General features: G+C 51.9%; 7 protein-coding genes. 2 read left to right on the forward strand and 5 right to left on the reverse strand.

The features are described from left to right. Positions 1-18 precede the first annotated feature (18 nt). Together H3U89_RS00750 and H3U89_RS00755 are read right to left on the reverse strand one after the other, a co-directional pair. Positions 19-1,056: a substrate-binding domain-containing protein gene (locus H3U89_RS00750; RefSeq protein ID WP_198179063.1), complete on the reverse strand. Its 1,038-nt coding sequence runs from the start codon at positions 1,054-1,056 to the stop codon at positions 19-21. Positions 1,057-1,127: 71 nt separating this feature from the next. After that, the gene (locus H3U89_RS00755; RefSeq protein ID WP_198179061.1) at positions 1,128-2,585 is read right to left on the reverse strand and encodes a xylulokinase; all 1,458 of its coding nucleotides are present in this window, start codon (positions 2,583-2,585) and stop codon (positions 1,128-1,130) included. A gap of 187 nt (positions 2,586-2,772) precedes the next feature. Here H3U89_RS00755 and H3U89_RS00760 point away from each other — a divergent pair, with 187 nt between their 5' ends. Further along, complete coding sequence (locus H3U89_RS00760; RefSeq protein ID WP_198205951.1) at positions 2,773-4,056, forward strand: ROK family protein; 1,284 nt, start codon at positions 2,773-2,775, stop codon at positions 4,054-4,056. A gap of 52 nt (positions 4,057-4,108) precedes the next feature. Here the strand turns inward: H3U89_RS00760 and H3U89_RS00765 are convergent, their stop codons facing one another. Next, positions 4,109-5,344: an ROK family protein gene (locus H3U89_RS00765; protein ID WP_198179057.1), complete on the reverse strand. Its 1,236-nt coding sequence runs from the start codon at positions 5,342-5,344 to the stop codon at positions 4,109-4,111. A 175-nt stretch (positions 5,345-5,519) separates the two neighbouring features. Between H3U89_RS00765 and H3U89_RS00770 the strand changes: the two genes are divergently transcribed. Continuing rightward, positions 5,520-7,028, forward strand: coding sequence for a xylulokinase (locus H3U89_RS00770; protein WP_198179055.1), 1,509 nt, complete (start codon positions 5,520-5,522; stop codon positions 7,026-7,028). A gap of 42 nt (positions 7,029-7,070) precedes the next feature. On the opposite strand, the gene H3U89_RS00775 is transcribed toward H3U89_RS00770, so the two are convergent. Both H3U89_RS00775 and H3U89_RS00780 read right to left on the reverse strand, forming a co-directional pair. Continuing rightward, positions 7,071-10,211, reverse strand: a complete 3,141-nt coding sequence (locus tag H3U89_RS00775) for a glycoside hydrolase family 2 TIM barrel-domain containing protein (RefSeq protein WP_415873544.1) — start codon at positions 10,209-10,211, stop codon at positions 7,071-7,073. A gap of 499 nt (positions 10,212-10,710) precedes the next feature. Continuing rightward, positions 10,711-12,654 (reverse strand): glycoside hydrolase family 2 protein, encoded by a 1,944-nt coding sequence (locus H3U89_RS00780; protein WP_232345395.1) that lies wholly within the window; start codon positions 12,652-12,654, stop codon positions 10,711-10,713. Positions 12,655-12,673 lie beyond the last annotated feature (19 nt).

The following is a 12,673-nucleotide window of genomic DNA, read 5'->3' on the forward strand; positions in this document are numbered from 1 at the left end:
GACATATGACCTGTTGAATCAGAACGGATACTTACCGTCCTTGTAATCGCCCTTTTTGAGGATCAAAGGAGCGTCCCCATATACCTGGTGGCCCTTTACCTCTGACTTTTCGTAACCCTTGGCTTTCAAATCAATACCGCTGGCGATCTTCTTACCTTGAACCTTGTCATAGGCCAGTTGAAGAGCCGCATAACCAGCATCCTTGGGGCGCCATGTCTGAGCATAACGAACCCAGTCATCTTGAATGTATGGCATATCCACCGAGGGGATTCCCAAAGTGGAGACATAGACATTCCTGTTGCTCCGCTCCTTAAGAACTGCAGCCATATTGGAGCCGGCCGATACTGATGTGCCGAAGAATCCAGTGATGTCAGGGTGCGCGTTAAGGATCTCAGTGGCAACTTTGCGAGCCGTGTCATCATTGTTGTTATCTTCGTATGGTTCACTGGAAACAAATTGAATATTCGGATAGTCCTTTTCCATCATGCTCTTGCAGGCCCTGTACCATGCCATATGGGTCTCCATTGTCTTTGAGCCTACAACCGCTGCCAGTTTTCCTTTTCCGCCCATGTTCTCTGCAAGAGGTTTGCAGAAAGCAACTCCAAAATCTTCATTCTTGAAAGCTTCGATGTCGTAATCCACATCATCTGCGATGTTGCTGGCCTCATGGCTCACTACTACTATCCCCTTCGCCTTGGCCTGCTTGATCACCGGCTTCAGTGCCTGCGGATCATTGGGGACAACCACAATGGCATCAACCTGCTGAGAGATGAGATCGGATACCATCTGAACCTGCTTGGCCGAATCGCCTGAATCTGGCGCAATCTGCTTGACATCAACCTTGCCTTTGTTGTCTTCCGAGAATTGCTTAACCCCGGATCTCATATCATCAAACCACGGAATCCCCTCTTGCTTGGCAACCAGGACGATTTTTGTGGCTTTGCTATTCGCACCATTTTTGCTGCCGATGACTCCCCCAGAACCGCATCCTGCCGAGAAAGCCAGGCAAGTCAAGGCAAGACCAGCGGAAAGTGCGGCCTTCATTATGTTACGCATCGCGTATCTCCTTTGATTATTTGATGTTGCATTCTTTGTTTTTTAGTTATGGAAAAAAGTGTTTTACTCACTCAAGCAAGTGCATTGTCTTCTTTTTTGTGCATAAAGCAGGCTGACACTTCTTCAAATCGCTGGGATATGAAGGGAGAAAAATCACATTGATATTCACTGGAAAGGTTCGGCGTCCATATCGGGGGCTCCTTATTGCCCCCGTATACCCAAGCAGCCTGCCGTGCAGCACCATCTGCAACATATTCGCTGTACTCCGGAACAGTCACAGGCAATCCTAAAACCGATGGGGCTATACGCCTGACGGCCTCCGAACGCGCTCCGCCACCAATGAGGTTAATCTTGGTAACCGATATGCCGAGCTTCTGCATATCCCGTATTCCGATGCCAACTCCGCACAGCATACCTTCAATTGCTGCCCTTGCCAGATTGGAAGCCGTAAGATTCGTGTTCGTTATACCATGAATTGCGCCAGTGGCATCAGGATAGTTGGGAGTCCGTTCACCCTCAAAGTACGGAAGAACAACTAGCCCTTCAGCACCAGGTGGAGCCGAAAGCGCCGCTCGTGAGAATTCCTCATAATCCATTCCCAACATGGCACAGAAGCAATCGATAACCCGTGATGCATTAAGAGTGCAGACCAAGGGTAGGTATTTCCCACTTGCATCAGCGAATCCGGTGACATACCCCTGAGGATCGTGCGTAGCCTTTGTCGAGACGAGGGAGACAACGCCTGATGTGCCAATAGACATTGCGATTTCCCCAGGCTTGAGTCCTAAACCGAATGCCGCTGCAGCATTGTCACCTGCCCCTGGTCCAACAGTGATCTCGTGTCCCTTGATTATGGTCTTGGAAACTGCCTGATTCGGACCTTTTACAGAGGGGAGCACAATCTTCTCAGCAAATTTTCTGCCTGCCGCCAATGAAAGCAGGTCGTATTTGTATGCGTTTTCCTCCGGAGAGTAATAGCCCGTTCCAGAAGCCTCTGAACGATCTGTAGCCAGATCATGAATATCCTTGCCCCCTAGAAAATTCCAGGTCAGCCAATCATGCGGCAGAGCGAGGGCCGCTGTGCGCTCACAGTTGCCACGTTCCTTTTCCGCCATCCAGCGAAGTTTCGTCACTGTGAGTGATGCTACGGGAACACTTCCGACGCTATCAGCCCACTTACGCTTCCCTTTTTCATAGTCGCCATCACCAAGCTCATTGATGAGATCAAAAGCGTGCGGTGCAGATCTGGTATCGTTCCAAAGAATGGCATCACGGACAACATGACCGTCAGCATCAAGAGCAACCATGCCATGCTGTTGCCCGGCAATCGAAAGCGCAACGACTCCGTCTAATCCGCCAGCCTGTTGCAGGGCAGCATCCAAAGCATGTCGCCACACATGTGGGTTGACCTCCGTTCCTCCGCAATGTCTTGCAGCACCTGAACGCACCAGCTTGCCTGTATTGATATCGCGAATCACGACCTTGCATGACTGTGTCGAAGAGTCAATTCCGGCTACCAGTTTCTGCACAATCACCCTCCTTGGTCATATCATGCAATTATTGCTTTATGCAACATAGTAATTTATATTTATCATTTTGTCCAACTGTGCAACTTATTAATCCTAGGTTTTGTATTTTGCCATTGAGCAGAGAATAAATGCTGATATTTGAACTTTGGTGCATACTTAATATATGGCTGAAAGAGGATCCAATACTATGCGCAACGTAGCAGCAAGCAAGAAGAACGTCTTGAATACAGCAGGCAGGACCAGCCTGCACAACCACAATCTTGCAATAATCGCCAAGGCTGTAATAACCGGTTCGCTTCCTGATCCTTCTCGCGCGTATCTGGCAAAAATTACAGGCTTAAATCGGTCGACACTCTCGCGTCTTGTCGAGCAGCTCATCGCGTACGGGATTATCCGGGAACTGGACTCGAAAAACATAGGTTCTGGGCGGCCAGCCGTCCCCTTGGCTCCGGCTCTGCACACCTATGCATCGATAGGCGTGGATATTATGAGAGACTCCATAGAGGCCTCTGTCGTCGACCTGTCAGGTCAAATACTCGCACAACAATATCTGCAGACCGAAACAGAAGAGGCAGCTAAAACACTTGTTTTGGTTGGACGCATAATCAGTGATCTGCATGAAAGGGCAAGAAATGCAGATCTGATTGTGGTCGATGTCACCGCAGCTCTGCACGGTTACTTCGATAGGAACGGTACACATCTTCTCAGCAGTCCGACTCTTGGATGGACCGACGTTGACCTCGCTCGTTCCCTTCATATAGGTCGCGAAAAAAAGTACATGCCGGCAATTTCATTTTTAAATTCGGCGGACGCCGGGGCATATGCTGAAAACTACCTCAGGAATAAACATGGTGAACCGCTATCCGACTTTCTCTATGTCTCAGGAGGCTCAGGCATCGATGCCGCGTTGATGAAGAACGGTTCATTTGATGCAGGTTATCACGGTTGGGCAGGGGAACTCGGCCACGTGTATGTTGCTGAAGGCACTAATGTATGTTCATGTGGAAACACCGGTTGCCTTGAATCATTTGCCGGGCAGAATGCCATAATGGCGGCGTCAGGTTTTTCCCAGGACAGCCCCATAGGCAATTTGTTTGCCGCCCTGATGCGAAACGAAACCCGGGCCAGCAAAGCCGTGGCGAGCGCCGCCGACTACTTGGGTTTAGCTTTGGCTGATTTCGTCAATATATGCGATGTGCCGACGATCGTCTTGGACGGGTTGTATTCGAAACTGTTTGAGTACTTAAAAGAACCACTTCTTCTGAAGCTCTCCAAACGCGTGCTTTCGTCAAAATGGGCCAAAATCAACGTTTTGAAGTCAATTTCAACAAGCAATTCCGTCGCGTTCGGGGCAGCATGGAAGGGTATAACAAAATTTATCGATACACCGTCACGTTGGAAGAAACAAATCAAGAACAAACTCAATTATTATCCGATCACCGACACCCCATCGGTCACCTTGAGCGAATAACTCATCATAATCAAACAGGTACATCGGCCATAAACACCTGTCTTGACCATACTTAGTTGTCAAAGAATCCCAAAGGGTTGTCGATGAATTTACGCAGCCCGACAGAGGCTGCACCCCGCAGGGCCGGATAGGCAGACAGGCTGGGCATGAGCACCCTTACCGGTGCGGCGTTCCTGCCCAGGGTCAACCGATTGATCCGTTCCTGCAGGCGTTGTGCAAGATCTCTTCCGAGATTAGGCCAGAAACCGCCCAAGATAACGGCATCCACATCTACAATATTTATAGCTGTGACGATGACCGAGATCATGGCGTCCAAGCCTCTGTCGATAGCTTCGACGGCTTTGTCGTCTCCTTGCTGCCAGCGTCTGTAGAGCTCGTTTATCGCCCAAGTGGAAACAGCCTCGGCCCCAGATGCGATGCCCGCAGCTTCGACCAGGGCCCTGCGACCGGCATAGGTCTCCAGGCATCCCCGCCGCCCGCACCGGCAAGTGGGACCGTTCAGATCCACAGAAGCGTGCCCTAGCTCACCTGCAAAACCATGATCGCCCACTTCGACGGTACCCCCTCGAACCACAGCACCTCCAATACCGATATCCGTGGAAATGTAAAGAAAAGAATCAGTCGGCGATAGAAGGTCATTTCCCCCACCTGCTGTTCGTTGAGTCGCAAATCCCGGAATCTGGGCCAAGGCCGCCAACCGGGCCTCATTGCCCGCCACGGGGTTTAGTCGACGAACCAAGGCGAATCGGGAAAGGTCGATTCGCTCCCATCCTAGGTTTCGAGCCATGAGCAACTGCATATCGCCCGTGACCAAGCCTGGAAGGGCAAGACCAGAGCCCACCAATTTATAGTTATCCTCGCGGAGTCTGCCTTCAATGGGCTTTGCCAAGGCATCCAGGCTGGCAAAGACCTTTTCAGGATCAGCTTCACGCATATCGTCATCGATCCAGGCTGAATCAATCAGCGTTCCATCTAGATCCAGAGCCAGACACCCATAACCATCGGTATTGATCTGCAGGCCCATGCCGGCCCATCGCCCATGGGCGATGGATAGAGGCGTGCTTGGACGACCGTAACTGGTCTGTGTCGTCCCCGGCTCCCCCTCCCCTATAACCTTGTTCTTCAAGAGAAGTGCGCTCAGTAGGGACATTGTAGCTTTGGTCAACCCGGTCGTTTTGGCCAAATCAGCTCTGCTCAGCGCTGACGGGGAACGTAGAATGGTATTGATAATGACCGAAAGGTTGTGATTTCTCAGATCGTCCTGATTGATTGAACGCAAGGTAACCATAAATCGACCTTCTTAAAATTGACGTCTATCGTGGACGGCAGGAACAAACAGACCGTTTTTTAGTATTCCACCTACCATTGTCAATATCATCCAGCAATACTTAGTTCATTCATCTAATGATTAGGGTAGGATGGCATAAGAATCGCAATACATCTGCTCGAGCAAGGAGGCGGCCATGGATAGAGTGCTGGTGGCAGGAGTTGATACATCGACGCAATCCTGCAAAGTAAGGGTCACGGATGCCAGGACGGGACAAATGGTTCGTTTCGGCAAGGCATCACATCCCGATGGGACCAGCATCGACCCGCAAGCATGGTGGACTGCCTTTAGAAAGGCGGCCCAAGAGGCTGGCGGTCTTGACGATATCTCCGCCATCTCAGTGGGCGGTCAGCAACACGGCATGGTCCTCCTGGACGATACCGGCCGGGTCATTCGCGATGCCCTGCTTTGGAATGACACCCGTTCTGCAGCTGACGCCGAGGAGCTGATCATCCGCCTGGGCCGACCTCCTAAAGAAAGCGGAACCGAATCGGACCTGGATGCTGATCCGAATATGCGCGGTCGACAGCGCTGGGTCAGAGCGGTCGGTTCTTCTCCAGTCGCCTCTTTAACCATCACCAAAGTGAACTGGGTTAGTCGTAACGAACCCGAAAACGCCAATAAAATCGCTGCCATCTGCCTTCCCCATGACTGGTTGAGTTGGGCCATTGCCGGACATGGGCCTGCCGCCGCGAAGGGTGATGACGCACACCTGGCTGACCTCTTCACGGACCGGTCGGACGCATCCGGCACCGGTTACTTCAACTCAGCAACCGACACTTATCGGCGCGATCTCCTCAGCATGGCCCTTCCTGACGGAATGGCTGAGAAGGTCATCCTTCCCAAGGTCCTGGGGCCATATCAGGTCGGCGCCAAGGCCGATCCTCGAATCGCAGGCAAGAAGGTACCCGGCGGATGCATCATCGCACCTGGCGGGGGCGATAATGCCATGACCGCTCTCGGGCTGTCAATGCGAGTAGGGGACGTCTCGATCTCTCTGGGCACTTCCGGAGTTGCCGCGGCCATCAGCCCTGTTCCCGCATATGATATGAGCGCATCAGTCACAGGTTTCGCTGATGCCACTGGGCACTGGCTCCCCCTGGCATGCACAATCAACGCCTCTAGAATTCTTGATGCCGGCCGTGCAGCCATGGGCGTTGATTACGATGGCCTGGCAGATCTTGCCGACCAGTCAGAACCAGGAGCCGGCGGCATCACCTTAATCCCCTATTTTGATGGCGAGCGCACCCCCAACCGTCCGGATGCCAGGGCCAGCATCAATGGACTGAGCTTGGAAAACACAAACAGGCAGAACCTGGCTCGCGCCTTTATTGAAGGTCTTCTCTGTTCACAACGCGACTGCCTGGAATTGCTGAAACATCTCGGCACCGAAGTCAGGCGAATCCTCCTGGTCGGCGGAGGGGCAAAGTCCAAGGCAGTCAGGGCATATGCACCTCAGATTCTGGGCATGGATGTGGAGTTGCCACAAATCGATGAGTACGTCGCCATCGGAGCAGCACGTCAGGCAGCCTGGACCTTGTTCGGTCAGAATCAGCCCCCCGTCTGGCCAGTGAATATTGAAGAAACACTATCGGGACAGCCTCAGGACCAGGTATATCAGCAATACAGGAACTGGCGAAAATGAACCAGGATGGAGAGCAATTCCTCTCCATCCTGGTTCACGGATCTAGTGTGATTGGACCCTTAGATGCAGTCCGAAGGTGATTTCGGACTCATTCATTTGATAGGCAGGAGCCAAATCAGGTCCGCAACTATTGGAGCCGACACCTGCAGTTGCATAATCCAGGCAAAGCACAGTGGAACCGCATTCCTGCAGCTCATAGTCGTGACCTTTTTCAGTCAGCTCCTCTTGGGTATATGGGGAGCAGCTAAAGGAGATGGGAGTGTCTCCAACGACCTCCAAAGCCGACCAGCCATCCTCGACCATTAGATAATCACAACCGCAATGTGAACCGTTCTCTTGTGGGCGCAGATAGTGTTCAACCATGCCTTCCACAGTATTTGAGAAAACGCCATAGTGGCTGGCCTGATGCATGTCCCTATAGCTCTCGTAGGGCCCATATCCACAATACGTGACTTTGTCCATGGTTCTGGGGAGGAAGAGGCGTATGCCGAACCTTGGCAGTACAGGGAATTCGGAATCCTTGTGGAAGCTCAACCCAAGATCCAAACCTCCTAGACAATCAAAGGACCATGTAGCCTGGATACTTCCCAAGGGTTGGATGCTCGGCGACACCAGGGACAAGTCAGTGCGAATCGTGGTAATGCCTCTGTCCTCATCAATATTCAGAACAGATTCATACGCCCTGGTCACAGTCCTGTCGTACTGAGCCCTGATCCACTCCTGCTTAATGATGGCGTCGTTGTCTGTTGGAGCCCTCCAGACATTGACTTGGGTGGGAGCTGTCAGAAGCTGTCGATTGGCTACAATTGCAGTATCAAGCATGCCGGTACGCTTGTTGAAGACATATCGCCAGTCATCCCCCTCCACTTCAATCGTGCCTGCGTTTTCCTTGGTCATAGGCCGGACGACATCTTGTCGGTTGTGTCCGTGTTCTCCTAAAATGAATCCAGCCACACTGTTGCTCCGTTCATCCAGACCCAGCGCTGCCGCATTCAACTCATCGAACCCCAGTAAATGTCCCCGACGAAGGTTCCGGTCCTCTTTCTTCAAGGCATAGGAAACCAAGAGCGTCACTCTTCCGCGGTCGGGCCATTTTATAGGAGGAAGCTTGACCTTGCCCTCCTGATGAGGAGCGATGTGCAGGTCATCTTCGGCATTCTCCGACAATCCACCAGTAAGAACCGGTTCGCCATCCCTGAGCACGGTCCAAGACAGGGTCATGTACTCATCCAAATAAATAAAGTCCAGGTAATTATGCAGGCGAATTGTTTCATCTGCCGGATTAAAATCAACTACCCGAGCTGGACGAAAGACATTCTTGAACTCTTCCAAACCAGTATGGGGATGCCGATCAGGGTACACCAAACCATCCATGCAGAAGTTGCCATCGTTCGGGTACTCGTCGTGATCACCGCCATAGGTGTAGACCTGTCGACCATCTCTTGACCGTCCCTGATCAATGGCATGGTCAGCCCACTCCCAAACGCATCCACCAAGAATTCCCGGCTGCTCCTGGAAAACACGGAAGTAGTCCTCAAGATCGCCGGGCCCCAATCCCATGGCATGACAGAACTCGCACAGGAAGTACGGTCGCCTACCTCCGTCCCCGTCATCCCCGTGAGAGCTGACGCCATGGGGACCCTCAGAGGTGAAATACTCCTTGATCTGACGGATTGAGGGGTACATTCTGGAAGTGATATCCAGATTGGAATAGTCAAGGTCTGTCCTGGGTGAGCCGTGGATTGCCGATTCGTAGTGGGTGAGTCGCGAGGGGTCGCGCTGTTTAGTCCAGGCCAAAGCCGCTTCAATTCCACATCCGTACCCGCTCTCGTTGCCCATGGACCAGATGATGATCGAGGGGTGATTCTTATCACGCTCCAGACTGCGCTGGGCCCTATCAAGGATAGACTGGGTAAAATTGGGATCGTCGGCTATCTTGCCGTTCCAATAGTCGGGTTCCTTCCAGCCGGGATCATGATAGAGGTATTCGATTCCATGTGTCTCCAGGTCTGCTTCAGCCACCAGGTAGAAGCCCATCTGGTCAAAGAGTGAGTAGTACTGCGGCGCATTAGGATAGTGAGAAGTGCGGATGGCGTTGACATTATGCTCTTTCATCAGAACCAAGTCGCGCATGATTTGATCTTGATCAATGGCAAATCCCGTCCGGGGATCTCCATCGTGCCGGTTCACACCATGAATCTTGATGGGCGAGCCGTTGACCTTGACCACCTGGCCTTCGACGCTAACAGATCGCAGTCCAATGTAGTCGGTAATGACCTCGTCGGGATCCTCCATGGACGTCCCCACGGCATCGCCCTTATAGTAGAGCTCCAACCTGTAAAGCTGCGGGTCTTCGGCATTCCACAAACGGGGATGGTCGATTTCCATTCGCAGACATGATTGATTTTCGCCCCCACTGGCCCTGCTTTCAGCGATCTTCGAACCTGCTGAGTCCACGATCCTGCCCATGACAGACGGTTTTGCCGACTGTCCAGTAGCCGCTATATCAAGATCCACAGTGACACAGGCTCGGGAGTTGTCCTGCTTCAGATTAGTGTGAACGAAGTAATCCCGGATGCGGCTTTCAGGTCGACGCAGGATATAGACATCCCTGAAGATGCCGCTCATCCTGAACTTATCCTGGTCTTCCAGATAACTGCCATCGCACCACTTGAGCACCAGAACTGCGAGACGGTTGCGCCCCGGTTTCAGTTTTTTGGTTATATCGAATTCACTGGTGCAATGGGATACCTGGCTGTATCCCACAAGCTCACCATTCATCCATAGATAAAAGCAGGAATCCACCCCATCGAAGTTAAGCAGAGCACGCGGGGCCCTGGCAACAGGCTGATATTCGAAAGTCCGCAGGTAGATCCCGCATGGGTTGTCCTGAGGGACATACGGGGGATCAAAGGGGAAAGGATACCTGGTGTTCGTGTACTGGGGATTGTCATACCCTTGTGTCTGCCAGACTCCTGGCACGGTAATAGGCTTGAACACCCCATGACCGGCATCATCCTCGGGATTGAAGTCCTCCTGGTAAAAAACAGGTTCACCAGCCTCCTGGGCAGAGGTTACCTCAGCATCAAGATCATAAAGACTGCGATAATAACGAAAATCCCAGTCACCGTCCAGATCCAGGAAACGATCCGACTCTCTCCTCCTGTCACCCCTGGAATCCATCGGCCCTGAGGCTGGGATGAAGTAGGAACGATTGGGTTCAGTCCCCACATGCAGTCTGGAAGGGTCCTCATAGTAGCGTGGAATAAACATAAAGCCTCATCCTCATCGGTGATCCACAGGTTCAGGTCCTATCGGTTGCCAGGTGCTTGGGTTCGAACCAGGCCGACGCTACGCCAGCATGTATTCAAGCCCTAGGCACCTGACCAAGTTTATCCGTCAAAAGATATCTCGGCCTTGCGTTTCCAAAAGTAACCTCGAAACATCCCGAATCTGTCAAAGACAAATTCGCGATGACCCAGGAAATATCATCAGAGAACCTTTCACACCTTCACCGAATGCTCGGTTTACCAGGAGATCTGCATATTCCTCATTTCAGTTCTGCTGTATTGCATCAAGGACAATTCCTTCAACTTCAGGCGATCGGACACCAGAAAGCACCGAAAGCCGCCCAACCGTCTTCGGTATGCAGGTGAGTATGGAAGCGACTTGCAAAACCCGTTCAGGACATCAGACATTCAAGGACAGCAGGCTCCATGTCTTCAGCCTGGGCCATAATTTTTGCAGGCCCGGCTTCACCCGTCCCTCCTATCACCACGCCGCACTGCCCCTGATAGGCACGCATCTGCTTTGCCCCATAATCACCATTGCTTAGCAGACACCCATCGTCCAGCCCAACCATTCGAATCGGCCCCTGAACTTCGAAATGAATTAAAGGACTGCTTCTAAAGCACAGGACCCGGTCCTTGTCAACACACCTGAGTCCGATCAGACACCTGAAACCTTTATCAGCGGGAAAACGTTGCATAATGCCAGAATCCGTCTTGTCCGAGTCAAAAAGCCCAATACTGGCCGATTTGGTATCTGGACCAAAAAGAAGCCTCGCGGGTTTGCTTGGGGTTTGCACTGTTTGTTGACAGACCTTCTTCCCATTTCTGTAGCCTTCCACATGTACGCAGCCGGGTATGTAGGGCAGATAGCCTTTAATGCAACGGTTCCTCTCCTCATTCGGCTGTTCTAGGTGGAATTCCTTCCCATTCAAGAAGAGACGAACCGTATCGCAGTTGGTGGCAATCATGAAAGGCAGGACTCTTCTTCTGGTTCCAGGGAAGTCCCAATGATGCAGGTATGGGGGCATATCCCAATGTTCTTTGACCATCTCGTCAGGCTGGCTGTAGTCGAGAACACAGAAATGGACCATCGGTTCCCGAGACCAGTAACTCTGCATCAGGAAATAACCGGTTTTGGGAATGTTGTCAGTCCTAATCAAGGCTCCACTCCAACCCTTGGAAGGATAACCCATGGATTCACCTAGATAGTCGAAGCCTGCCCATATGGCCCCGCCTACGACATAGGAATGTTCAAAAGGTACAAGATTGGGGTTGGCGTCAGTGAAGTTCTGCATCTGATCGGGGTGACCCGAGAAATATTGGTAGACCTCAGAACCAAAAATCGGTTTATCGCTGATTGCCTTGTGGATCCGCTCATACCATTGTTCTGCATAATTGACTACCACCATGTCGCTGACATCTGCAACAGCCTTGATGCATCCGACAATTCCATCCAGGTCGGAGATTTCCTCATTGGCCGAAACATCATCCGTGGCCTGGACTATGCCATCCCCATTATTGCTCTGATCGGGTCGCTGAAAATGGGGGCTCAGGGCACAACAGGCAGGCCTGGTTGGGTCAAGTCCGTGGGCATAATCGACCATCGTTGACAGGGTCCTAAGCATAGCCGGCTGGGCCTGGTGCTCTACTTCGTTGCCCAGTCCCCACATGACCACCGAGGGGCGATTTCTGTCCCTGTACATGAGTGCTGCAAGGTCTTCCGTCCAGTGCTCAGCGAAGAAATGCTCATCATGCCCGCTGAACCACTTGTCGAAGGCCTCGTCATAAACATAGAAACCCAGTTCGTCGCACAGATCCAACAATTCAGTAGGATGGGCATGATGCACCGCCCGAATGCCATTGCAACCCATTTTTTTCAACAAAAGCAACCGCTGGCGTAATAGATCACTGGAAGTCCTGGACCCCATGCATCCTAAATCCTGATGCAGGCACACCCCCTTGAAGATGACCTTGCTTCCGTTGACCAACATCCCCTGTTCAGCATCAAAACTCACTCGGCGCAATCCGATATGCAGCTTAAGATCATCTATCAATTGATCGTCAGAGTACAGTCCTATATGCAACTTATAGAGATATGGATCTTCGGCGCTCCACAGATGTGCATGCGACACACTCAACTTCAGCGTTCCATCCAGGTTCTCCAATTTGCCCGAGGCTGCAACGATGCCGTTTTTATCAACCAGTGATGCCCTGATGTGCAGATCGCGCGGTTCATGTTCTCGGGTGGAATGGACCAGAGGAATTCTGCATGACAGGTCTGCCCGAGAACTTTCTACATCGATATGCTGCTTTATACTGACCCTATCCTGGTCCAAATGAGGGTTCGAGGCCTCT

The sequence above is a fragment of the Bifidobacterium sp. W8104 genome, assembly GCF_016100735.1.
Lineage (GTDB): Bacteria > Actinomycetota > Actinomycetes > Actinomycetales > Bifidobacteriaceae > Bombiscardovia > Bombiscardovia choladohabitans.